At 59.8% G+C, this 24,288-nt stretch carries 19 protein-coding genes; 11 read left to right on the top strand and 8 right to left on the bottom strand.

Features of this window, described 5'->3' with window-relative positions; all coding sequences use genetic code 11:
* Positions 1 to 7: 7 nt before the first annotated feature.
* Together BV034_RS28430 and BV034_RS28435 are read right to left on the bottom strand one after the other, a co-directional pair.
* Positions 8 to 1,606: an ABC transporter permease subunit gene (locus BV034_RS28430; protein ID WP_081888177.1), complete on the bottom strand. Its 1,599-nt coding sequence runs from the start codon at positions 1,604 to 1,606 to the stop codon at positions 8 to 10.
* Positions 1,603 to 2,850 carry an ABC transporter permease gene (locus BV034_RS28435; RefSeq protein ID WP_050030333.1) on the bottom strand — a complete coding sequence of 416 codons (1,248 nt, stop codon included), beginning with the start codon at positions 2,848 to 2,850 and terminating at the stop codon, positions 1,603 to 1,605. The genes BV034_RS28430 and BV034_RS28435 overlap by 4 nt, the downstream gene beginning before the upstream one ends.
* A gap of 210 nt (positions 2,851 to 3,060) precedes the next feature.
* Between BV034_RS28435 and BV034_RS28440 the strand changes: the two genes are divergently transcribed.
* Genes BV034_RS28440 through BV034_RS28450 form a run of 3 tightly spaced genes read left to right on the top strand, consistent with a single transcriptional unit; the run spans position 3,061 to position 6,632 of the window.
* The gene (locus BV034_RS28440) at positions 3,061 to 4,734 is read left to right on the top strand and encodes a peptide ABC transporter substrate-binding protein (RefSeq protein ID WP_050030334.1); all 1,674 of its coding nucleotides are present in this window, start codon (positions 3,061 to 3,063) and stop codon (positions 4,732 to 4,734) included.
* A gap of 6 nt (positions 4,735 to 4,740) precedes the next feature.
* Positions 4,741 to 5,661 carry an ABC transporter permease gene (locus BV034_RS28445; protein ID WP_050030335.1) on the top strand — a complete coding sequence of 307 codons (921 nt, stop codon included), beginning with the start codon at positions 4,741 to 4,743 and terminating at the stop codon, positions 5,659 to 5,661.
* Positions 5,658 to 6,632, top strand: a complete 975-nt coding sequence (locus BV034_RS28450; RefSeq protein ID WP_050030336.1) for an ABC transporter permease — start codon at positions 5,658 to 5,660, stop codon at positions 6,630 to 6,632. The genes BV034_RS28445 and BV034_RS28450 overlap by 4 nt, the downstream gene beginning before the upstream one ends.
* Here BV034_RS28450 and BV034_RS28455 read toward each other — a convergent pair whose 3' ends face one another.
* The gene (locus tag BV034_RS28455; RefSeq protein WP_050030337.1) at positions 6,633 to 7,562 is read right to left on the bottom strand and encodes a Gfo/Idh/MocA family oxidoreductase; all 930 of its coding nucleotides are present in this window, start codon (positions 7,560 to 7,562) and stop codon (positions 6,633 to 6,635) included.
* Positions 7,555 to 10,182, bottom strand: coding sequence for a right-handed parallel beta-helix repeat-containing protein (locus BV034_RS28460; protein ID WP_050030338.1), 2,628 nt, complete (start codon positions 10,180 to 10,182; stop codon positions 7,555 to 7,557). Before BV034_RS28460 ends, BV034_RS28455 begins: the two co-directional genes overlap by 8 nt.
* 113 nt (positions 10,183 to 10,295) lie before the next feature.
* Between BV034_RS28460 and BV034_RS28465 the strand changes: the two genes are divergently transcribed.
* From BV034_RS28465 to pta, 3 genes are all read left to right on the top strand, one after another.
* On the top strand, positions 10,296 to 10,613 hold the full coding sequence (locus BV034_RS28465; protein WP_050030339.1) for a hypothetical protein: 318 nt from the start codon (positions 10,296 to 10,298) through the stop codon (positions 10,611 to 10,613).
* A gap of 123 nt (positions 10,614 to 10,736) precedes the next feature.
* Positions 10,737 to 11,927, top strand: coding sequence for an acetate kinase (locus tag BV034_RS28470; RefSeq protein WP_050030340.1), 1,191 nt, complete (start codon positions 10,737 to 10,739; stop codon positions 11,925 to 11,927).
* Between the two features lie 15 nt (positions 11,928 to 11,942).
* Positions 11,943 to 14,027, top strand: a complete 2,085-nt coding sequence (gene pta, locus BV034_RS28475) for a phosphate acetyltransferase (protein ID WP_050030341.1) — start codon at positions 11,943 to 11,945, stop codon at positions 14,025 to 14,027.
* A gap of 10 nt (positions 14,028 to 14,037) precedes the next feature.
* On the opposite strand, the gene BV034_RS28480 is transcribed toward pta, so the two are convergent.
* From BV034_RS28480 to BV034_RS28490, 3 genes are all read right to left on the bottom strand, one after another.
* Entirely contained in the window at positions 14,038 to 14,496 is a 459-nt protein-coding gene (locus BV034_RS28480) for an RES family NAD+ phosphorylase (RefSeq protein ID WP_063768928.1), read from the bottom strand.
* Positions 14,493 to 14,960, bottom strand: a complete 468-nt coding sequence (locus BV034_RS28485; protein WP_265593571.1) for an antitoxin Xre/MbcA/ParS toxin-binding domain-containing protein — start codon at positions 14,958 to 14,960, stop codon at positions 14,493 to 14,495. Before BV034_RS28485 ends, BV034_RS28480 begins: the two co-directional genes overlap by 4 nt.
* Before the next feature lie 85 nt (positions 14,961 to 15,045).
* Positions 15,046 to 16,965: a hypothetical protein gene (locus BV034_RS28490; RefSeq protein WP_265593572.1), complete on the bottom strand. Its 1,920-nt coding sequence runs from the start codon at positions 16,963 to 16,965 to the stop codon at positions 15,046 to 15,048.
* A 141-nt stretch (positions 16,966 to 17,106) separates the two neighbouring features.
* On the opposite strand from BV034_RS28490, the gene BV034_RS28495 reads away from it, so the two are divergent.
* The 5 genes from BV034_RS28495 (at position 17,107) to BV034_RS28515 (ending at position 22,710) form a co-directional block, all read left to right on the top strand.
* Complete coding sequence (locus BV034_RS28495; protein ID WP_050030344.1) at positions 17,107 to 18,669, top strand: hypothetical protein; 1,563 nt, start codon at positions 17,107 to 17,109, stop codon at positions 18,667 to 18,669.
* 120 nt (positions 18,670 to 18,789) lie between these two features.
* Positions 18,790 to 19,416 (top strand): hypothetical protein, encoded by a 627-nt coding sequence (locus tag BV034_RS28500; RefSeq protein ID WP_050030345.1) that lies wholly within the window; start codon positions 18,790 to 18,792, stop codon positions 19,414 to 19,416.
* A gap of 130 nt (positions 19,417 to 19,546) precedes the next feature.
* On the top strand, positions 19,547 to 20,014 hold the full coding sequence (locus BV034_RS28505) for a hypothetical protein (RefSeq protein WP_050030346.1): 468 nt from the start codon (positions 19,547 to 19,549) through the stop codon (positions 20,012 to 20,014).
* A 30-nt stretch (positions 20,015 to 20,044) separates the two neighbouring features.
* Positions 20,045 to 20,491: a type III secretion system chaperone gene (locus BV034_RS28510; RefSeq protein ID WP_050030347.1), complete on the top strand. Its 447-nt coding sequence runs from the start codon at positions 20,045 to 20,047 to the stop codon at positions 20,489 to 20,491.
* Between the two features lie 53 nt (positions 20,492 to 20,544).
* Entirely contained in the window at positions 20,545 to 22,710 is a 2,166-nt protein-coding gene (locus BV034_RS28515) for a hypothetical protein (RefSeq protein WP_050030348.1), read from the top strand.
* Positions 22,711 to 22,791: 81 nt separating this feature from the next.
* Here BV034_RS28515 and BV034_RS28520 read toward each other — a convergent pair whose 3' ends face one another.
* Positions 22,792 to 24,258: a DUF1501 domain-containing protein gene (locus BV034_RS28520; protein WP_050030349.1), complete on the bottom strand. Its 1,467-nt coding sequence runs from the start codon at positions 24,256 to 24,258 to the stop codon at positions 22,792 to 22,794.
* Positions 24,259 to 24,288 lie beyond the last annotated feature (30 nt).

Raw genomic sequence — 24,288 nt, forward strand, 5'->3', positions numbered from 1 at the left:
GCAGGCATCATTGATAGGTGGTGAATTTTTTGGGGTCGAATGCCTCACGCACAGCCTCCCCGACGAAGGTGACCAGCACGAGCACGAAGACCAGTGCACAGAAGGCTGAGCTCACGATCCAGGGATAGTTGAAATTCTCGGTGCCTTCCTGAAGGAGCCGCCCCCAGCTGGGCTGGTCAGGCGGCAGACCGAATCCAAGGAAATCGAGACCTGCCAGAGCGATGATGATGTCTGGCACCATGAAGGGCACCAGGGTGACGAAGACGGCGATGGTGTTCGGCAGGATGTGCTTGAACAGAATCCGCCCCGTTCCCGCCCCCAGGAGACGTGTGGCGGCCACGTAGTCACGCTCCCTTTCACGATAGGTGGCGGTACGCATGTAGAGCGTGGGCCCCACCCATGAGAACAGGCAGATGATCAGCACGAGGATGGAAGTCTGCGGCTGGATCACCGAGCTGACAATCAGGACGATGAAGAAGAAGGGCATGGTGGACCAGATTTCGATGAGACGCTGTCCAAACAGGTCGATCCATCCGCCAAAGAAACCCATGAGCCCACCAACCACCACCCCGAGCGTCACGGTGACCACGAGATAGAAGATCACCACGTAGATCGACTGCTGCAATCCGCCAAATAGCGAGGCGAGCACATCCCCGCCGCTCGTGTTGGTACCCAGGTAATGCCGATGCTGCAGCGAGGGTGCCATCGGGGGGAACAACTGGGTCTGCAGGCCGGCCCCTGCCTCCAGTTCGGCGGCCTTGCCATCGGTGAAATCGCTGTACGCGACCTGTTTCCCCTCCTCAAATTTGCCTTTCTCCACCTGTTCCCCTGCGGAGTTCCAGCCACGCATGTCGCCCTGTCGAAGGCCTTTGCGATAGGTCCACTCCTGGCGCGGCTGGCTGGGCTTGGAGGGAAACACGCTGTAGGCGCGACCATCAAAAGGCTGGGCGGCCCCAGGGCGATAGATGACTCCGCTACGGTCCTCCAACTCCTCCACCACCTCTGGCGCATCCAGATGAGCCCCATAGGGCACAGGCGGCATGAGCACCCAGTTGGATCCGCTTTTTTCTTCGGCAATCTTCTTCTTGAGCGACCGGTATTCCGTCTCGCTATCATAGGGCAGTCCAAACGTGCTGCCTGGAATCAGAGGAGATACGAACGGGAAATAGTACTTCCCATTGTAGTTCACGACCAAGGCCCGCTTGCCAACCAGCAGATTGTCCAGACACGCCACGAAGACGAGCCCCAGCAAAATCATCCATGCCACATACCCACGCCGGATCGAGCGGAACCGGTGCATCTTCTTCCTCGTCAGCGGATTGAACTGCCACTCAGGGGCATGCCTGAGCAGAAAATACAGGCTGACCACCACCACGAGAGCCAGCAAGATCCATGAGACGACGCTTGCAAACCCCACCGGGTTGGCCGTCCAGGTCCCTTTGGCCCCGCAGAGCCGGGCCAATGCGAAGGTCACCTCCGTCAACTCCTCCCCGGCCAGTTGAGGCAGCTTGAAGAACGGCACCCGAAGGCCAGCCCATTGAAAGGCTGCCGACCCCAAAGCCCAGCCCAGCAGGGCGACACCTAGTTTGCGTGGAGATAAACTCATCGGAAACGAATGCGCGGATCCGCCAGCGCCACGAAGAAGTCAGAAAGAATGTTCCCCAACAGGGTGAGAAAGGCGGAAACCACCAGCACACCCATCACCAGCGGATAGTCGCGGTCCGTAACGGCTTGGAAGCTCAACATGCCAAATCCATCGATGTCGAAAATCCGTTCGATCAGGATGGACCCACCCACAAACACGGTGACGATCTGGCCCAGCGTGGTGGCCAGGGGGATGAGCGAGTTTCGCAACGCATGCCCCAGCACGGCACCGCGAAAAGTCGCTCCCTTGGCAATCGCGGTTCTCACGTAGTCCGCCGCGAGGTTGTCCATCAGGTTGTTCTTCACCAGCATGGTCATGAAGGCAAAGCCGCCGACCATGTAACAGATCAACGGCAAAATGGCGTGGTGAGTCAAATCCCAGACCTTCCCTGATACCGACAATTGACTGAAGTTGTCACTGACAAACCCACCCGTGGGGAACCAGCCCATCCTCGCCGCAAGGTAAACCACCAGGAGGCTTCCCAGCACAAACCCAGGCACCGCGTATCCGATGAAGATGACCACCGAGGTAGCGTTGTCCAAAACCGTGCGGTGCTTGATCGCCTTGATCACGCCCAGAGGAATGCAGACGGCGTAGGTCAGGATGAAGGTGATCAATCCATAGAAGATCGAGACCGGCATTCGCTCCTTGATCATGGCCCACACCCGGTCGTTGTACCGGGTTGAGACGCCCAGATTGCCCTGAAGCAGGCCATTAAACTTGGTCCGGAAAACGGTGACCCGTTGCTTTTCAGGTTCGGCCTTGGTCTTCCAGCCCACGACATCTGGCCCCGTCAACGCCCCCTTCCGGTCCACTGTGGCCTCTGACACCTTGAAAGCATTCGTGGCCGTCCATTGCGCCCGTGGCAGCAGGGTCTTCAAGGTGACCTTGGCCTCATTCTGCCCCTCTTCGAATTTGATGAACTGCTTTTCCACCTCCTGGGGGGCGGCTCCCAGCCAGATCAGGTAGGCAGGGAAGAAAGGCTTGTCGAAACCATAGTAGGCGGCGAGCTGCTCCTTCTGCTCCTCACTGAGCGACCCACCCGCATCCTTCATGCTGCGCTCGGAGGCCATCGCCATGGCCTGTCGCATCCGGGCTTCCAGCGGCCCTCCGGGAACTATCCGGGTGATGAAGAACACGGCGATCGTCGCCCCGAGCAAAGTCGGGATGATGAGGAGAAGGCGGCGAATGAAATAGTCCCTCATGTTCAGTCAATCAAAACGCTTCGTACAGAACGCACGGCCGCACAAGTTTTTCATCGTCAACATCCGCCGGATCGAGGTTGAGAAATCTGTCCGGTCCGGATGTTCACCCTCGCGGGGGTGGGACGTGTTTTCTTTCATGAAACCGCCTAAAACACTGCATTTTCACCTCCACGCTTTACTGCCCGCTCAACCCTCCTAGAATGCGCGCCCATGAAGTGGACCACCCGCCTCCTGGTACTTGCCGTGCTCGCCGGCGGGCTGGTGTGCTTTCACATCGTCCGGTCCAACAGACCTTTAAGGGTGAATGAGGCCACCAAGGAGGACACGCTGCTGCTGGGAAACGCCACGGAGCTGAGCACCCTGGATCTCCAGGTTGCCACGGGCCAGCCCGAGCACATGGTCTTTGCCGCCCTATTTGAAGGTCTCGTCGCCCCCGACCCGGCAAATCCCGACAAACCCGCTCCTGGTGCAGCATCATCCTGGGAGACCAAAGACTCCATCCACTGGACCTTCCACCTCCGGCCCAATGGGAAGTGGAGCGACGGCACCCCTCTCACCGCCCACGACTTCGTCTGGTCCTACCAGCGCATTCTGACCCCTGCCCTCGCCGCGCAGTATGCGTCCATGCTCTTTCCCCTGAAGAATGCCGAGGAGTTCAACAAGGGCACGCTGAAAGACTTCTCCCAGGTGGGGATAAAGGCCACCGACGACTACACGCTGGAAATCACTCTCGTGGGTCCCATGCCCTACCTTCTGGGCATGATGAAGCACTATTCCTGGTTTCCAGTTCCCCGCCATGTCATCGAGAAATTTGGCAGCCCCACGGACCGGGCCAGCCGTTGGACGAAGGCGGGCAATCTGGTGGGCAATGGCCCCTTTTCCCTCACGGAGTGGCGGTTTACGCATTCCCTGACTGTGGACAAAAATCCCTACTACTGGGATGCCGACGTCGTCCGCATCAAGAAGATCGTCTTCGTCCCCATTGCCAGTGACACCACCGAAGAGCGCGCTTTTCGGGACGGCCAGATTCACTCCACTTTCACACTGCCCAACCCGCTCATCCAGGAGTACGCGAAGAACCGGAGGGACGTGCTCACCAGCGATCCTATCCTGAGCGTTTACTTCTACCGCATCAACACCACCCGCGAGATGCTGAAAGATGTCCGGGTCCGCAAGGCCCTCAGTCTGGCCATTGATCGCGACGGCATCATCAACAACATCCTGCGCGCCGGCCAAAAGCCCTCGCTGGGCCTGACCCCCTATCCTGAAAGCCTCGACTACCCGCAGGCCCCCAAGTCGATCCGCTTTGATCCCGTTGAGGCCAAACGACTGATGGCTGAAGCAGGCTATCCCGATGGCAAGGGTTTCCCGAAGTTCGACATCCTCATCAACACTCACGAAGCCCACCGCGTGATCGCGGAAGCCGTGCAGGAGATGTGGCGTAAAAATCTGGGCATCAACGTGGGCATCTACAACCAGGATTGGGGGGTTTACCTGGAATCGCAACGCCAGATGAACTACGCCGTGTGCCGTGCAGCGTGGGGCGGCGACTACCCAGATCCGCTCACCTTCCTCTCGATGTGGAAGACTGGTGATGGCAACAACGAGACTGGCTGGAGCAACGCCAAGTTTGATGATCTCATCAACCAGTCCAACCAGGAAGCCGACGCTACCAAACGCCTGAATTTGCTGGGGCAGGCGGAATCCATCCTGCTGGATGAGATGCCCATCATCCCCTTCTACTGGTATGTGCAGGTGTATGCCTCGCGCCCCGAGCTCAAAGGGCGTATGCCAAGTGTCCTGCAGCACCGCGCCTACAAGGGCTGGTACCTGGACCATTCCGTCCTCAATCAACCCGCGACCGTTGCTACCCCTGCCCCCTGACATCGCATGATCCGGTTCCTTCTCAGCCGCTTTCTGCAAGGCATCGTCGTGATCCTGGCGGTCTTCGTCATCACCTTTGTCCTGCAAAAGCTTTCGCCGACCAGTCCCTTTAACGGGGAGCGCAATGTGTCCGCAGAAGTGAGAGCAACGCTTGAGTCCTACTATGGCTACGACAAACCCTGGCTGGTCCAAATGTGGCGTCACATCAAGGCCTTCGCCACTTTCAACCCGCCCGACTGCGTCAAGTCACCCGGCCGCGGTGTTGGAGAGGTGATTTCACAAGCCTTTCCTGTCTCTGTCGCCCTAGCGGTTCCTGCACTGCTGATCGCCTTGGCCATAGGCATTCCACTGGGCGCGATCGCCGCCTTGCGTCCCAACACTTTTGACGACCACTGGGCCACGGCAACGGCCACGCTGGGTATTTGTATTCCCAGCTTCGTTCTTGGACCACTCATCGCCATGATCTTCGGGCTCTACCTCCGCTGGTTCAACGTGGCGGGCTGGCACGATTCCGCGGACTGGGTGCTGCCCTCGCTCACTTTGGGGCTCATCTACAGCGGCTATGTAGCGCGGCTCACCCGCGGTGGGCTTCGGGAAACTCTCGCTCAGGACTTCATCCGCACAGCCCGCGCCAAGGGGGCGAGTGAACCCGTTGTGGTCATCCGCCATGCATTGAAGCTGGCCTGCCTTCCGCTGCTGAATTTCCTCGGCCCCACGGCCGCGGGGTTGCTCACGGGTTCCATGGTAACGGAGACCGTTTTTCAGATCCCCGGTCTCGGCCAGCACTTTATCAGTTCAGCCATCAACCGGGATGATACGCTGGCTGTCGGGATTACCCTCCTCTTTGCTGTCCTCATCCTCGTCTTCAACATGCTGGTGGACATCATCCAGGCAGCGCTCAACCCGCGAATCGGACTGAAGTCATGACCCTGGCTCCTCCCGCGCCTCCCAAGGCCCTCATCGAATCTCCCTGGCGCACAGCAAGGCGGCGGTTGTTCAGCAATGCGCGGTCAGTGACCGGCCTCGCTTTTCTCACCCTGCTCTTTGCCTTTTGCATCGTCGGTCCGGCCCTCTCTCCCTACAAACAGACCGAGCAGAATCTGGACAACAAGACGGCCGCTCCCAGCGCCAGTCACTGGATGGGCACCGATCCCCTGGGCCGGGACGTGATGACCCGTACCATGTATGGGGGCCGGGTGACGCTGCTGGTGGGCTTTGTGGCGACCGGGGTCGCCGTGGCGATCGGCGTCATCTACGGCATGGTATCAGGGCTGGTGGGGGGGCGCACAGACTCCGCGATGATGCGGGTGGTGGACATTCTCTATGCCTTCCCCTTCCTCAACTTCGTGATCATTCTCACAGCGGTTCTCGGAACTCACCCTTTCTTGGTAGGGGCTGAGGCCTGGGTCCTGGACAAACTCTCCGTGATCCCTGCGTTAAAGGGGGCCGCAACGGATCTCGGGTTCAATGCTAGTTTCCTCCTGCTGTTTGCCGCCATCGGCGCGGTGGAATGGCTCACCATGGCCCGCGTCGTGCGCGGCCAGGTGCTATCGCTGAAGAATCAGGAGTTCGTCACCGCGGCCCGAAGCTACGGTGCGGGTACCGGGCGCATCCTTCTGCGGCATTTGCTTCCAAACGTCATCGGACCAGTGATCGTGTACGCCAGCCTCACCGTACCAGGGGTGATGCTGCTGGAGGCAACGCTGAGTTTCCTCGGTCTCGGTATTCAGCCGCCCGCTTCGTCGTGGGGAGTACTCATCAATGACGGAGCCCAGCGTATGGACACCGCCCCGTGGCTGCTGCTGTTCCCGGGTGTCTTTTTCTCCCTGACCCTGCTCTCGCTCAACTTCGTGGGTGATGGCCTGCGTGACGCGCTCGATCCCCGGAGCATCCGCTAGCTAGATCCGCCAGCGCTCACCGCGCACTTCGTTCAGCTCCACCTTGGTCCCGCCACGACGCTTGCTCTCGTCTGCAGCCTCCATAAAGGCGTAGATCTCCAGTGTCTCGGCCGAAGAAACTGGGACCACACCTGAGCCAAAGAAAGCGATGATCTGTTTGAGCAGCGGCGTGTAGTCTCCGGCCTCCTGTTGCTCCACCACGGCAGCATCACCGAACTTGATCACCTTATATTCTGCAGGCCAGCGATGAAGGGCATGGAGTGTGCCCACCTTCCCCTCATCCCAAAGCCCCGTCACCACAGACAGATGCGGAGTGGTGGTGCGTTGCACGCTCTGACAGCCTGTCCCCAACACCGTGAACAAAGCCTCGGTGGGATGGATGCCGTAAAAGAACAGGTCCGGATGCGTGGGCTCGATCGGGGCCGGCCCATAGGAGACTACTCCTCGAACGACTCCCGCATCGGTTTCAACCAGAGTTTGAATGCCGGGATACCACCGCAAAGCGGAACTGCTGAAGAGGGGCGTGCCCGTTTCCGCGGCCAGTTCATAGATCTGCTCTGCCTCGCGCAAACTGCCCGCGACAGGCTTGTCCAGAAACACCGGCAGTCCTGCCCGCAACACGGGTGCCACCTGGTCTGGATGAGCCCGACCGTCCAGACTGCACAACAGGATAGCGTCACATTGTTCCAGCAGTGCGTCGATGCTCCCGACCATCTCCACACCATGATGCGTCTGCAGTTCCTCCACGAACCCAGCCGCCCGGGTCTGGCTCCAGGGCATGTCTGGGCTCACCGTGGGATGGGCTGCCACCACCCGGGCCCCGGCCACATGACCAGGGTGCCCCGCATCATTCAGGCGGGCCGTGAACTCCGTCGCATGAGACGTGTCACACCCAATGATGCCAACGCGAAGTTCACGATGACTACTCATTGTGAATGTCGAGATCATCCAGGTTGAAGGAAGTGGCCCCATTGGCATCGCTCACGAACACCATGCTCTCAAGGGCGTTGAGGTCGGGGTTCTTGAAGGCCAGCTCTTTGAACTCCTTGCGGATGCCAGCGGGCAAGGTCACGATCAGATCCCATTTTGCGGTGCTGGACTCCCCGAGGGCAGCGCGGATTTCAATTCGCACCCATTGGCCGGGTTCAAGTTTCAACAACTCTTTGCCGGCGACCTTGAGCGAGCCTTTGCGAATCTCGAGGCTTGGACCTGACCGATAGGGCGCATTCTTGTCCCTCCACTCATGGGTGAACTCAGCCTCTGGTTCCAGCCAGAGATTGAACCCGACAGTGGTCGTGCCCGTCTTGTGATTCAGATCAAAGGAAAGATGCGGCTGGTAACGTTGGGCGAGGCCGGGTGCGTCCTGAAACTTCAGGCTGCGCTTCCCACTCTTTGCGTGATCTTCACTGACCAGGATGGTGCCGCCCTTTTCATCCGTGCTGACCCGGCCATTCCACATGGTCTTGCCCACCGGAGTGCTTTCAAAGTCATCATGCAGAGTGAACTTGGGCAGTTCTTCGCGCTCCAGCTCCAGGGGCTTCAGACTGGCGGCGAGTTGTTTCCAGGCAGCGTCGCCCGTGACCCCGGCCAGGCTGTAGTCAAAGGGCTTGAAACCCATGGCCAGCGCGGGCGACTCCGGCTTCAGGTGATAGTCACCTTTCGCCACGTCCACAAAGAGCGGGTCAGCGATTTTTGATCCGCGGTCATAGCCCTGCTTCTGCCACGCGGCGAAGTCCCCTCCCCCAAAGTCCATTGGGCGCTTGGAGGCGTCCCAATAAAGGTTCTGTTCCATGCGCACCTTCGGGCTCTTCCACTGGCCGTAGAGGAGGAGTCCGCTGTCGAAGTACACGATGTTGTTTTGATACGAGAAGGATAGGTGCTCCTCCGTTCGCGAGCGCTGGATCTGGGCCTCTTCCCCAAAGGCAAAGATGTTGTTCCTAATGATGTTGTCCTTCCCATAGTGCTGGTGGAACCCCGCATGGCGCGTGTGATGCACGAGGTTGTTCTCCATCAGGACGCCAGAACTGCCTTCGTCGGTATAGAGCCCCCAACCGCCGTAACGGTAGCCATTCACGTGATGGGCATGGTTGTTGGACACCGTGGTACCAGAGGCCGGGCCCAGCAGATACACCGCCCCCATGTCACTCAGCACCCCATAGCCCAGATGGTGGATGTGGTTGAACTCGATCTTGTTGTGGTGCGCCACGCTCTCCGCATACCCCCACACCCAGCCAGCGGAGACCCCACTGTAGAAGAAGTCACCAATGTCGTTGTGGGTGATGACATTCTCTCCGCTATGCGTGATAAAAACCCCCACGCTGCCCATGAAATAACGTCCACCTGTGTGGATGATGTTGTTGTGCACCGTGATGTGGTGGGTGCGTCCCCGAGGATCCGGGTCCAGCGGCACATCGCCAATCCGCACGCCTCCCGCCCCCATGTCGTGGAGATAGGAGCGGGTGATGGCGCTTTCAGTGCACCCCTTGCGAAACCAGATCGCGTAGATCCCGGTGTGGGCGATTTCGCATGATTCAAACGTGACGTTCTTCACGCCGTCCAGCATCACCACCGCCGGCACCTTGGAGTCAGCTTGGGAGTCGATGTGCCCATCATTGCCCAGCTCGAAGCGGCTGTGCTTGAACGCCAGGCCTTTGAAATGCAGGTGCTGGACAAACTCGCCTTTTTCTGGCGCTCCCTGAATCTGGATCAGCTGATCCGCGACCGGAGCCACGGCATCCACCTTGCCCAGTTCCTCCCCTGGAAGCGGCTTGTAGAACAGCTTGCCGGAGCGGTCCAGAAACCATTCTCCGGGGGCGTCCAGCGCAGATTTCATGTTTTCTAGGAAATAACGCTGCCGGGTCTCATAGACCAGGAAGGGCCAGCGTGAGCCCGCAGTGAACTGCACATACCCGGCCTCAGGTTTCAGATACGCCACCCGGTGCCGGGCAATTTGCCAGGTCTGAAACACCACCACTTCGGCGTCCTTGAGTTCCTGCTGCCCCAGCTTGCCCAACGGAGCGAGGTCGTCCACCTCCGCATAGAAGGCAGTGAACTCCGGCTTGCCCATGGGAGGCGCCCCTTCCGGAGCCTCCAGAGCGGGACGTGTGGCGTGAAAATAGCGCGTATTGGGTGTGCGGGCGCGAGTGGCTCGCCGGCCATTGATCCAGAGGTCCTGGAAGTACCACTTGCCTTCCTTCACCTCCGGGATCTCAGCCACCCAGAGGCCATCCTCAGCTTCCTGCCAACCCTTGATGGCCCGGCCGCCGCTGATCACCACCTTGCCCTCGCCTTGATAGGTCACTGGAGCTTCGGAGGTGCCACCGTCCTCAGGACCGAAGATCACCGGCTGGGTGATCTCATAAGATCCCGCCGCCAGACGAACCGTCACGGGCTCGACTTTCCCCTTGTCCTCCGCGGCCCGCCAGGCCCGAATCGCGTCCCGGGCCTGTTCTACTGTCTTCACCGCCCCATCCGGGCTGACCTGCACCTCCAGCGCATGGAGGGAGGAAATACTGGCACTGAGGATGCAAAGCGCGGCAATCGATCTCATGAGCTCACTTTGGGACAAAGTCGGGTCCCGCACAACTTTCGATGCAGCAGGGAGCAAGGCGGAGGAGGGACAATGGGCTCGACACCTGCCTCAATTTTTTGCACAATGCCACCATGAACAGGAGACAGACAACCACCCTGATCACATGGCTGCTGGCAGTGTTTCTCTTCGAACTCGCCACCTGGGCACCGCTGCAGGCGCGCTATCAGAGGGGCCTCTCCAGCACATCGTCTCCCTCTACAACGACAACCTATGCCGGTCCTGACGGCGTCATGGTTGCCGTTAAACACAAATCGATGGTTTGCGGCATGCGTGATGACACCCCATCCTGGCTCGCCTACCTCTACCTCCCTGCCGATCAGTTCAGCAAGGGACCCGCAAAACGCTGGATGGGCCTGTACGAAGGCTGGTGGCGGGAGCGCATGAAGTGAATTTCGACCCAGCACCTCACAAAATCGTCACCACAACATTCTTCTGCCGCCCGCCCTCCCGCAGATGATTCACCCGGCCGGGTAGCATGCCTGTGGCTGCCCGAATTTTTATTCCCTCCCGAGATGGATTCCCCCAACATCCTTGTCATCAACTGCGGCAGTTCTTCGCTCAAGTTCGCAGTGATCTGGCCCGTCTCCGGCAAGGTGTTGAGCCAGGGTCTGGCAGAGAGGCTGGGCTCCCCGGAGGCACGGCTGATCTGGACGGCAACCGATGGCGAGAAGCACACCAAGCTCCTGCCTAGGGCCGACCATGAAGAAGCACTCGACTTCATCTTGTCGGGGCTGAGGGGCATTGCACTGGGCGCGGTAGGGCATCGCGTGGTGCATGGCGGAGAACAGTTCTCCGACAGTGTCCGGCTCAATGCGGACACTCTCGCCGGCATCGAGGCCTGCAATGAACTGGCTCCTCTGCACAATCCGGCCAACGTCACCGGTATTCGCGCGGCGATGGAACGTTTCCCTGAGCTGCCTCACATCGCAGTCTTCGACACCTCTTTCCACCAGACGATGCCGGCGCATGCCTACCTCTATGCGGTGCCGCACGAACTGTACGAGAAGCACCGGATCCGGCGCTACGGGTTCCATGGCACGAGTCACCGCTATGTCGCGGGTGAGGCCTCCACCCGCCTGGGCCGGCTGCCGACGGAGCTTCAGCTCATCACCGCCCATCTGGGAAATGGTTGCAGCGCCTGTGCGGTAAAGCATGGTCGCAGCGTGGATACCACCATGGGCTTCACGCCCCTGGAAGGGCTGGTCATGGGCACCCGCAGCGGAGATGTGGACCCCAATCTCCACCAGTACCTGGCCGAGCACACCGGACGCACGTTGCAGGAAATTACCGATCTGCTGAACCGTGAAAGCGGTCTGCTGGGCATCTCAGGATTGAGCAATGACATGCGCACTCTGGTGGCCGCGAGCGAACAGGGCGATACGCACGCCCACCTCGCCATCGAGGTCTTTTGCTACCGCCTTGCCAAGGCTATCCTCGGCCTCTGCGCTTCTCTTGATCACGTGAATGCCCTGGTCTTCACGGGCGGGATTGGCGAAAATTCCGCCCCGGTGCGCGCACGCACATTGGCTCATCTGGGCCTGTTGAAGGCGCGGATTGATCATGATCTGAATGCTCAACACGGCTCTGCGGTCGCCGGACGCATCACCACGACGGACTCAGGACTCCTGGCCATGGTGGTGCCGACGAACGAAGAACTCGTGATTGCCCGCGAAGCTGACCGGCTTCGCCTGGTAGAAATCTGATCCCCCTCCAACTGCATGCCCCACACCCTCTACCTCGCCCCCAGCGGCAGCAGTGCCGGCCTCACGACCATCGCCCTCGGCCTGGTTCGCTCCCTTGACATTCACGGCGTGAAGGTGGCGTTCTGCAAACCCATTGGCCAGTCCACCAGTCAGGACAAGGGCCCGGAACGCTCCACCCACTTCGTGCGGGAGGCAACGCATCTGCGGCCATCCACACCCATTCCGCTGGACCAGGCAGAGAGGTTGATCACGACCGGTCGCATGGATGAACTGCTCGAGCGGGTGATTGAAAACTATCACGCCTCTGCGACCGATGCGGATGTGGTGATCGTCGAAGGTCTGGTCCACACGGCCGAGACGCCTCAGGCCGATGAACTCAATCTTCAGCTGGTCAAGACCTTGAGCGCCGAAGTCATCCTGGTCGGTTCCCTCGGAGACGTACCGTTGGGTGAGTTCGAATCGCGCATGGAGTACACTTCCAGGAAGTTTGGCGACTCCGTCGTGGGCTGCATCATCAATCGCGTTCCTGACGCCGTTGATCAGTCGCTCAAGGAGCTGGCGATGACCTTCGCCTTGCGCAGCCGCTTGTTCCATCGCAGTGGATTCCACCTCATCGGCGCGGTGCCGGAGAAGCCGGAACTTGCCTCCTGTCGCGCCGTGGATATGGCCCGCTATCTGAATGCCACCGTGCTGCATGAAGGGGAGTTGAGCACGCGACGGGTGCGCCGTTTCACCATGCTGGCCCGGACCGTGCCCAACATGCTGGACACCTTTTTGCCGGGCTCCGTGCTGATCACGCCTTCGGACCGCAGTGACGTCATCGTCGCCACCTGCATGGCCACTCTCAATGACATTCCCATCGCCGCCCTGCTGCTGACGGGTGACATGGAAGTGCCTCCTGCCATTTTTGATCTCTGCCGCGCCGGACTGGCCACCGGACTGCCCATTCTCCAGGTGCCCACTAACAGCTGGCACACCGCCACCGCCCTCACCCGCATGAGCGCGGAGGTGCCAGTGGATGACATCGAGAGGGTGCAGCAGAGCATGGACTACGTGGCGAGCTACATTGACAGTGAATGGATCGCCTCTCATGCCGCCATCCCTGTGGAGGCTCGCATGTCCCCAGCCGCATTCTGTTTCCGCCTCACGGAGCGGGCCCGTCAGACCACCCGCCGCATCATCCTGCCTGAAGGCAATGAGCCCCGCACCATCCGCGCAGCGGCGATCTGCGCCCAGCGTGGCATTGCCCGCTGTGTGTTCATCGGGTCTCCTGAAGAAATCCGACGCATCGCCCGGGGTCAGGAGGTCGAACTCCCCCCACTGGTGGAGATCCTCGATCCTGCGCCGCTGCGGCAGAACTACATCGCCCCCCTGGTGGAGATGCGCAAGGCAAAGGGGTTGACTCCTGAAGCCGCTGCGGAGCTGCTTGAGGACAACGTCTGGCTTGGCACGGTCATGCTGGCGCTGGGCGAGGTGGATGGTCTTGTATCAGGGGCCGTACATTCCACTGCCAACACCATACGGCCGGCGCTGCAGATCATCAAGACCCGGCCCGGGGCCAAAGTCGTTTCCTCCATCTTCTTCATGTGTCTTCCCGATCAGGTGCTGGTCTATGGCGACTGCGCAGTGAACCCGGACCCGGACGCCGAGACCCTGGCGGACATCGCCATTCAAAGTGCCGATTCGGCAGCGACCTTCGGCCTTCCCGTGAGGGTAGCCATGATCAGCTACTCGACCGGAGAGTCCGGCAGCGGAGTTGATGTTGAAAAGGTTCGCGAAGCCACGCAGATCGCACGGAGCAAGCGCCCCGACCTGATGCTGGACGGCCCTCTGCAATATGACGCTGCCGCGGTGGCCGCCGTAGCGGCCTCGAAGGCCCCCGACAGTCAGGTGGCAGGCAGGGCCACAGTCTTCATCTTCCCAGACCTCAACACGGGAAACACCACCTATAAGGCCGTGCAGCGGAGTGCGAGCGTGGTGAGCATCGGCCCCATGCTGCAGGGGATGCGCCGGCCGGTCAACGACCTCTCGCGGGGTGCCCTGGTGGAGGACATCGTGTACACCATTGCCCTCACCTCCATCCAGGCAGGACAGAACTGACAAACCAGCGTCAGAGCAATCGAGGATCGACAGGAAAATCGGCCGGCCCACGAACTTCAACCTTCTTGAAGTCGGGATGAGCCGGGTTCAGGAGATAATTTCGCTCGCCGGGAACAATCACACTGGGCAGGGCCAGCACGGCGGAATCACCCGCCGCCACCCACGCATCGCCCACCTTCTGGCTCGCCACGGGTGCGGGCGACTCGGCCCAGTTCGACGGCAGATCAGCCAGCTCCAGCACCTTGACCACGGCAGACGGGAACTTGATGTGAAACGCCACCAACTTAAAAGGCACCGCTGGATTGACGTGCACCAGATTCTCCAGAAGCGCCAGTGACTGGGACGCACTCACATAGACCAGCCGGATGCCCGGTGAGTTCCACCGACCGCCAGCAATCGCCGCCCCCTCACCCGTAAAGGCGGTGGCGGCGTGCCGACTTTTGCTGATGCGCCAGGCCTCCAGCATCATGCGTACACGCCGTGCTCAATACGGGTGAGGAGCGCCTCCACTTCTCGCGCGCCCACTTCTGTGCGGGCGTAGTCCAGCGGGATGGCCCCGCCGAGACCCGTTTGCGGAGCATTCAGCCATTGGCGGGCAGCGTCTTGGGACTCAAGCACCTCTACGGCTTTGCCCATGAGCCGGGCAAAACGCACCACCCGGTCAGACTCCTCAGGATCCAGCCGCCCTTGCACCTTCCGGCGGCTCAGGGTGGCCTTGGCAATGCCAAGCGTGCCAGCCAGTTTGTCCAGGCTGACGCCGAGACCTTCCTGAAGGGCGGTCAACTCCTTGAAAGCGAGGCCTTTGACGATGGACGCGATCAACTCACCCGAGGTGGGCCAGTGAGTGGCGGCTGAGGGGACCATGTACGTCGCCACCACATCCGAGACAACCAAAGGGGCCTGCTCTGCGGAAGCTGTGGTTCGGTATTTCACCTTGCTTTCCTCTTTCCTCATTTGATATAAAAAATAACCTCACTTGATCCCATTTCAAGTTCTTTCCGCCACAAAAGCGCACTTCTCAGTACTCCTTGGGCTCAATCACATAGACCGCCAGCGTGGCTTGAAATGCGTCACTGATTTTCATGCGCTTGATCTCGTGTCCGGCTCCCCAGGAGTCGGTGAAAATGAGTTCTCCTTTCTCCGCGTTGATGCCAAGGATGAGCCGCATGTGCCCACCACCCGCTTGCAACGAGATTTGCGGCACTTCCGGATAGATCCCCAACTGCAAGGCCCACAGCAGAGGCACCCCTTTGCTGGTGTAGTCTTGAATCGACTTCTGAAACTTTGCCTGGTTCACATCGACGAGACGGGTGCCCGAGGGGACGCCAAGCCCCCCGCCGCGCAGACGGTAAGCCAGGGGCTTGAAGTTGACCTTGAACCTTGAGTCGATCTTCTTCAAAGCCTCCTCCATGGCCATGGGGCTGGTCCCTCGGTCGGCATCGCTGCCCGCAATTTGAGCCATCTCATGCTGGTCACACGGGATGCCCAGGTAGCCAAACAGGCGCTGGCAGGAGGCTACCACACAGTAGCCCTTGGCCCCCTGGTCCACCATCGGCACGCTGCTCACATAGGTATCCCCATTGCTTTCCCGTTTCACGAACCGGGGCAATTCCGAGCGGCCCAGCGAGGTCTTTCGGATGGTCTGCCCACTCTCCTGCAGGAACGCGGCCTTCTGGCCCGGAGCCGCGAGCTTGATGCGGAGAAACTCCGGCTCAGCAGGGCCGGTCAGCGCCTCGGTGTTGTATTCCAGCGCCGCCAGCCCGCCTGGAGAGTTCCACATCCAGCCGCTGATCTTGATGGCTGTTTGCGCGTTGGGCTTCCGCTCTGTGGGGCGGACCGCCAGCATTTTCCCCATCGCGACGCCCGCCGTCTTGTAGCGCTGCTCAAATTCTGGCCGCTTCAAGCCGCCGCTGTCACCCCGGTTGTAGAGGGAGACAGAGACTTTGGCAGCCCTGCCATCCACAAACTCCACCACGGCTTCCTCCACGGGCACCGTGCCGTTGAAGAGAGAGATATCCACCTCCACATTGCCATAGGGTCGGCGGGTGAACCGCACGCCCGACTTGTCTGCCGTGAGCCATTGAAAGTAAGGCGGCTCCTTCATGCCGCTGAGAGCGAACTTCTTCTCAACGGCATCAGCTGTCAGATTCCAGAGGTCTGGCATGTTGAGCATGGAGTCCAGATTCAGAAAGAACTGGAGCTTCCCATCCTCCCCCACGGTCGTGCCGTCGTTGGAATAGAGCGCCGCCAGACTTCCCGGGTTCACGGTGGCAGAAGCGATCGAAAACCTCAGCAAGCCACTGGAGCTGGAATAATCGAGGCAGGCCACCCCGCGCTCCCCTTTCCACACCAGACACTCCGCCTTGCTCTCTGCTACGGTCCCGAAGTCCCGCTTGAGCGGAGCCGCTGGCACTCCCAGCAGGGCGCTCAGCTGCTGTTCACAGGTCAGTTTCAGCGTTTTCAGATCCCCACTGGGTGAGCTGCCCGGTGCATTAACCAGGATCTGGGTCCGGATCGCCTTGCCTTCGCGGAACTCCACAATGGCGCGCTCCACCGGAACCTTCTGTTCGAAAAGGCTCAGATCCACCCCGACATTTTCAAACGGTCGGGGGGAGAATACCGCCAGATCCTTTGCGCCCTGACTGCGCCCCTGCCAGTTGATGTAGGGGTTGGAACGGAATCCGTCTGCGGGGAATTTGCCTGTCAGATTGTCCTGGGACATCTGCCAGACCTCCGGAATCACCAGCAACGGGGCCAGATCGAGTTTCAGTTGGAACTCCCGGCTCCCTCCTTGGGCCAACCCGAGGGTCGGAGAAAACAGAAGAAGGCCGGCGCCAAGCACCCGCGAAACCAGCGGCAGGATCAGATTCTTTCCACGCATCACAGGGATTCTATTTACCGTAAGCCTGCCACCATCGGCAAGCACGGATGTCGCCATGGGCAGACGTCGCTTGCAGACTTCACGTTCAAGATTGCCGGCCGCACCCGGGGAATTCAGCAGCTCCAGGCCCTTCGTTGGCCCCGTTCCCATCGAAAAAATAGTTGGAATCTGGACGCGCAGCTCTGGTAAATTCCTCTCATGCTCTTTACCAACCCCCGGGCAATCCTCCTGGCAGTCCTCCTGCCACTCACAACCCAGGCCCAGGCGAAAGACAATCTTGCCCCTCTCTTTGGTCCCCCGAACAGAGGCGAGATCTCCAGCCTTCCCGACATCATCAAAAAACAGGCCTCCTTAGGGAAAGCCACCCTGTATGCAGACTTTCAAAACGTCGCGGACAATCAGGTTCAGGTCTACCTGCTCAATCCCACCAAGAAAACCATCCAGGTTCTTGCCCAAGATGGAAGCCTGTACTCCAAGCGGGAGGTCTTCGCGCCTGACGACGTCTGGCGTCGCTGCGACGGCCATCGGTTCAGCGATTGTGGCAACAGCTATGGCGGCCGGGCAGTGCCTCAGGGAGAGTTTGTTTCATGGAGCCAGACTCTCAATAGCTCCAGCGGGGTCAAGTCACGGGTCCGGTTTCGCCTCTATCAGCCAGCACCCAATGATTTTGTCTCCAACGAAGGAGAGGCCACCGTTGCCGCTGACGAGATCCTACAATGCCGGTACGACGTGCTGGCCATGCAAACTGCCCCCTTTGAGGATGTGGCGGCCCTCGCCACTGGCGCGGTGACGGTAAGACAGGACGAGGCTCAATGGCAGGATCCAGAAGAGGCGGCGGTCAGGGCCTTGGAGCGATTCGTAGGGGAGGAGGCTTGGACAGAAACTCTCCAGACAGTACTGGAACGTGCTCGTGTCGCTGCAACAGCTCGCCGGAATGAAAGCGGCAACGATGCGGACAACTTGACCCGATCAGCATCACGCATCCGATATCAGTCAGCATTGCAAATCTTGATCAAATCCCCACTCTACTATCCCGGACGAAGCGATCTGTGGTTTTATCTGGAGGGTCAGTATCGGGATCGAACCAATCCCTGGAGTGACTTGGTGCTCCAGACCCTGCTCAGTTCCCCCTACTCGCGAGGCCAGGAGCTGCGCCCGCTCCTTGAGCTGGCGCTGACCACTCCCAACCATGCAGCATTGGAGACAGCTTTGAGGGCAATTCCCAAGGCCTACGGCAAGGCTGAGGCCTCCTCCCTCCTAAAAGCGGCGACAGCCAATGAAAAGTATCCGGCTGCGGCCCGACTGGTCGCACGCGGCACTTTTGAACGCGAGTACGCCAATCCCTTTGTGTCACTGACCCTCGAACACCAGGGGCACGAGAATCAAGCCACCCCCATCAAACGTCTGACGATCACCAACATCTCACCACAGAAAATCCGCCTGCCTGTCAGGGATTTGCAGAAGCTACTCATCGTCCGGGTCACGCTGAATGACTCACAGGAATTCGTCACTGCCACCCCGAAGATGGACTCACTCTCCCAGCAAGGAGAAGTCGTCTTGGAACCAGGACAAAGCGCGCATCTCAGCGAGGTCAAATGGTGGGAGATGATCAAACTCCCCCGCCCCTTCCCAGGCAAAAGCATCAATTTGTCCTTCGCCTTCGCAACTCCCGGCCTCTGGGAGGTGCCCGCATTGGCGAGCACCAGCTATTGGCTGGATGGCGAAAGACTTCAAGGCGTGCTTTCCATGTCGCCGCCTTGATCAGGCTTCACCGACAAACAAAGCTTTCAGTGTAATCCAGAAGGAGTTGCGGACAGAGTCTGGAACAAGGGGAACGTGCGCAAACTTCCTTTGTTCTCCTACCTTCCATCCTGCAATCCCATGAACGCTTCTATCTCTGAGCCCGGCAACCGTGATGTGCAGCGTCCTTTGGCATCAGCCCCGGTGGAGGAGGTACGCGAGACTCAAGAAGTTCTGTGGCAGCAAATGAAAGTGCGGACCGAAGCTTCCTCTGGAAACTGGAAGAGCCTGGCCCCGGACCAACGAATCAGCCGGGAGGGATTCAAGCCCTTGGTATCCCGATCCATCTCCTCAACTTCCACAGAGACCGAAGCCGCCCTGAAAGCCGCTGACCGCTACCAGGAAGAGCTCAAAGATGAATCGGCCCGAGCAGAAGACATGCTCCAGCATCTTGACGAACTGGAGGGCCATCTCCACACCCTCCACGCCAGCAATGATCTGTCGGAGGAATTGAGCATTCTCATCTCTTACGTGAGGCTGGAAAAAGCCGTGATTCAAGGACAAGACATTGGAGCGTTCGATCACGATCCCGACCGACACGGGATCCCCGTTCTCAGCGCTACGGCCAGTGTGGACATCACCCGCAGCATGCCTCTCGCCAAAACCCAACAGTCATCTGAGGATGACGCCTCTCCCGAGGATGCGAAAGAGGAGCGAGGCCTCGAGGGTGAACCCGTGAAAGTGAGGCCAGCCACAGACAAGAAGTAAAGACTGCCCAGAAAGTATTTTTTTTACAGTTTTTTCAGTAACTCCAGTTTCCACTCAGGTAGTTCAATGAGAGACAGGAGGGTTCATCACACCGCCAAGCTGGTGCCCCCTCCACCACCGTCCCTCATCCATGCTCACCTGTTCGACATACCTGGAAGAAGCTGGAAACATCCTCGATGTTCCTTTGTCCCTTCCAGAAGGCGGGGATACGGTCGGTCTCAGCTTCGGCCACGACGAAGTGGTCAGCATGAACCTCGCCAATTGGCCACTGGTCACCCTGCACCGGTCCATCCTGGTCAGCGTTCCAGAGGACCTCGCACAACACTATCTGGACGTTCTGACTCTCAATGCGGATCTGCAGGACTCCACACTGGCCTGCGATGAAGCCGGTGAACTGCATCTGCTCCAGTCGGTCAATGCGACAGAGTACACGACAGGCGAGTTCGCGGACTGCCTGAAGCGATTCGCGGAACTTGGCACAACGATTCCCGAACGGCTCGATGGAAGCCTGGCCACAACAGGCTTGTCTGCATGCGAAGAAGAGCCTTTTGCGGTCGGGCTGCAAGCCTCTCCAGACTTCTATCGCTTCACCGCCTAACTTTCCTGAAACCCTCAAGTTGTCCCAAGAATGGACTGGCACGAACTGACTTACGCCTTGTTGGGGAACGATCCCGGCAACCTTCCGCAGTCATCTGCGCTGGAAATGGTTATGGGAAACACCACCTTCATGCTGGAGCACGATGAAGCGAGAGAACGCTTCTGCTGTCTTGGAGTGATTTCGTCCGTGTCCCGGCCCGAATCCCTGCATCCCGATGGCATGCTGGCGGTGCTGAAAGCGAACATGGACCTTCATGCCGCAGGGATGGGAACCCTCTCCTACGACAGGCTGGAGTGCGAAATCGTCTGGAAAAAGGAATGGCCTCAGAACAACCTTCACCCGCACGTCCTGCGAGAGACACTTCAGCAGATCGATGAATTGCGAGGAGACTTGAACCGCGCCTTGAGCATGAAGCGTCACAGGTCCGGTCCTCAGGACAGTCTGGACCTTTTGCTCTCAGACCTGTCTTCTCCCTAGCTCACATCGCAGCATTGTAAACCTCCCCTCCCCCAAAGTAAAAAGCCAGACTTATGCCCTCCATAGGACCTACCATCCACGGTGTCGACCTGTCCGCTTTCGTCACCAAAGACTTCAGCACCGGACGCCGCCCTGACGTGGGTCGGGGAGAGCGCACGCCATTTGCCCGAGGCAGCGCACGGTTTTCCGGATCCGATCTGACTCGTATCAAGCTGACCACCGTAGGCCAGCCCACGACGCGCGCCACCCGCATCACTGAAAAATCGGTGCGCACGGCCAGTCGCGCCATGGGCGAGGCGCTGGGCGCACTGGCCTCGGGCAGCATCCCCACGGCAGGAAAGTGGTTGTCCCAGGCCCGTCAGAACCTCGAACCCATGCTCGACAAGGCGGTTTTGGATCAGGCCTCTGAGCTCTCCGGCAGGCAACACACCCCCAAAGAAGTGGCTGATCACATCCTGCTGGTCCGGCTTGGAAAACACCTTACACAGATCGACGACAGCACCCTGTTCACGATGGCCAAGCTCCTGAATACCGACTCGCAAAATGAGCTGGGTCCCGATGGCCCGCTCCTTCGTCAGGCGGTGATTAAGGAGGCCGATGCCCGCCTCGCAGGCGGACTGGGAGCAATACGTGCAGAGCTTTCAAAGCCCACTTTGGACGCCGGAAAAGCCGCCCGGCGTTTGAATGATGACGTCGAAGTGTTGATCGACCGTTGGATCGTGGCAAAACGCCTCAAGGGAGAACCACTCCCCCAGCAAAATGGGGTCGACGTCCTGCCGTTCGCCATGTCGACCCACATCCGGATGAAGCTCATATCGGAGCTCACTGATCCGGACAAAATGAAACAGGTGGCCCAGCTCATTGAGCCGTCCCGACTGGCGGCCATGGCCAAAAATGCCAAGGAACCCCTCCTTGGCGTCTTGAAGGAGGTGATCACCCAGACGCTCGTGGACCGGATGAACTCCATAACAGGGCCGCTCGCCGCGCTGGACCCCGAAGCACCGGACAAAATCGCTCCCGCTTTGGAAGCCGCCTATTCGGATTTCTTCAGCATTCTCAAGGTCGCACAGCAACTGGAATCCCACACAGGTGAGACCACCCTCTCAAGCATGCTCAAAGCTGGCTTTGAGGGCGTGATGACCTCCGTCTTCGAAAATGTCGCGAAGACGGACGGTCTGCTTGAGAAATTCAGCAGCAAGGATCTCACCACGCTGCTGGAGATCGGCGGCAAAGCTGGCGTCAACCTTGAAGAACTGCCCGCCTCGAAGATCAATATACGAAAACAAGTGCGCACGATCGCCACGGCGAGGATCGAATCCAGCTACCCGGAAGTCCGTCGCCTCGGCCAGGCCGTGCTGACCGAGATGCGTGCCAACCCCATCCATCTCGAGCGGCTCTGGACGAGCATGAACGCGTTCCGTGCCGAGGTCACCAGGGGGCTCGCCCATCATCATCGCGTCCTGGACCCCTCCATTCCCATGCCTGAGGAGGGCGACGGGGAGATCTACGCCGCCATGATCCTCGATCACATGGCACACTTCTCGCCCGATCACCCCCGAAGCAACCGCGATGAGGCGCTGGACCTCCTGGTGCCGGACCTTTCCGGGGGCTCGGTGAAACAACTGCCCTACCGCACCACGGATCTGACCCCGGAGATGCTCGCCCCATTCTCCACCGCAGAGCTCACCCGCCTGCACTATCACGTGTGTTCTGAGCTCAAGAACTCCAAGTACAAAAGTGATGAGGGCAAACAGCAGCTCATCCGCAATCAAAAGGTCCTGGAAGACATCATGCTCGACAGGAAATTCCCCATGGTGAATGCCCTGCTCGACAACCACGCCGTGGAAGCCTCTCTCAGCATCGTCTCCGACCAGGGCAAAAAGCACATCAGTCAGATGGCCCAGCTCAAGGGTGAAAGGACGGTGACCATGACCAACATCATTTTCACGAACTTCCTCCTGAGCCAGGGCATGAACCGCTTCTGCCAGGCATTCGACCCCTACATCCTGAACAAGCCCGAGACCCACCATGTTGATTTTGGCGATGACCGCTTTGAAAGCTGGTCCAGCTTCTACAATGCCGCCCGGGATGAGGCAGCGGAGAAAGCCTTCCCAGGCGGGAGGTTGCCAGAAGGAACGACGTCCAAAACCATCCAGGCGCAGAGCATTGTCGAGGGGTCTTGGGCAGGCCGGAACTATCTCCGCCAACTACCGGGTTGATGCCTCCTCCTCACCGCGTCAACGGGTGCTGGCCTGCAAAAGCCAGCGCACGGTGCACGAGAGGGCGACAGCCCGGTCTGCCTACGCCAGAATCCCCTTCACAATGTTCCCCGCCACATCCGTGAGCCGGAAGTCCCGGCCCTGAAAGCGATAGGTGAGACGCTCGTGATCGATGCCCAGCAAGTGGAGCATGGTGGCGTGGAAGTCGTGCACCGTCACGGGATCGCGAGCGACCTCATAGCCGAGGTCGTCCGTCTCGCCATAGGTGATGCCGCCTTTGATGCCGCCACCAGCCATCCAGAAGGTAAAGCACTCCCGGTGGTGATCGCGTCCGTAGCTCTTGCTCTTGGTGCTAAAGCTGCCTTGGGAATAGCTGGTGCGGCCAAACTCCCCGCCCCAGACCACCAGGGTGTCCTTCAGCATGTCACGCTGCTTCAGGTCCTTGATGAGCGCGGCGCACGGCTGGTCGATCTCCTTGGTGGAGACAGGGTAGTTCATGGGCAGGCCACCGTGGTGATCCCAGCCCGGATGGTAGAGCTGGATGAACTTGACGTTCTTCTCTGCGAGACGGCGGGCGAGAATGCAGTTCGAGGCAAAACTCCCCGGCGTCTTCGCATCCGGACCGTACATCTCAAAAACGGACTCCGGTTCCTTGCTGAAGTCCGTGGCATCCGGCACGGAGGCCTGCATGCGGAAGGCCATCTCATACTGCTCGATGCGAGCGGTAATCTCCGCATCCGGTCGGGAGACGAACTGCCGCTCGTGCATGACCCTCAGCGTGTCCAGCATCTTGCGGGTGGCCCCGCGGGCGATCCCCTCGGGTTCGCTCAAATAAAGCACAGCATCCTTCCCGGCGCGGAACTGCACCCCTTGGTACTGGGTGGGCAGAAAGCCCGCATCCCAGAGACGGTAGCTCAGAGGCTGGTCCACCGGCCGGCGGGAAATGAGGACGATGAAGCCCGGGAGGTCACGATTGTCCGTGCCCAGCCCGTACTGCAACCAGGACCCGATGCTCGGGCGGCCCGGCAGCGGGGCGCCCGTCTGCATGAAGGTCAGCGCCGGGTCATGGTTCACGGCCTCCGACGTCATGCTCTTGATGAAGCAGAGGTCATCCACCACCTTGGCGGTCTCAGGAAACATCTCCGACACCCATGCGCCGCTCTGGCCATGCTGTTTGAAGGCAAAGGCAGACGGCACCAGCGGAAACGATGTCTGGGAACCGGCCATGCCAGGCGGGCGTTTCCCCTTCAAATAGGAGTCCGGCAGCCCCTCCCCCTGCCGCTTCATCAGCTCAGGACGATAGTCAAAGCTGTCGAGCTGCGAAGGGCCGCCGCTCATGAAAAGGAAGATCACCCGCTTGGCCTTGGGGGCAAAGTGAGGCAGTCCGGGAAGGCCGCCCTCTGAGACAACCGATGGCGATGGAGCAGCCCCGGCCTGCCCCTGCTGGAGCATGTCCGCCAGAGCCAGCCCGCCAAATCCCAGGCCCATACGGCTCAGCATGTCCCGGCGGGTCAGTCCGAAAGCAGAGGTGCGCTGTTGGCAAAACATGAGTGGGGTCTGGGGGATGAAATTAAGAAA

Origin of the sequence: Verrucomicrobium sp. BvORR034 (genome assembly GCF_000739635.1) — a bacterium.
Lineage (GTDB): Bacteria > Verrucomicrobiota > Verrucomicrobiia > Verrucomicrobiales > Verrucomicrobiaceae > Verrucomicrobium.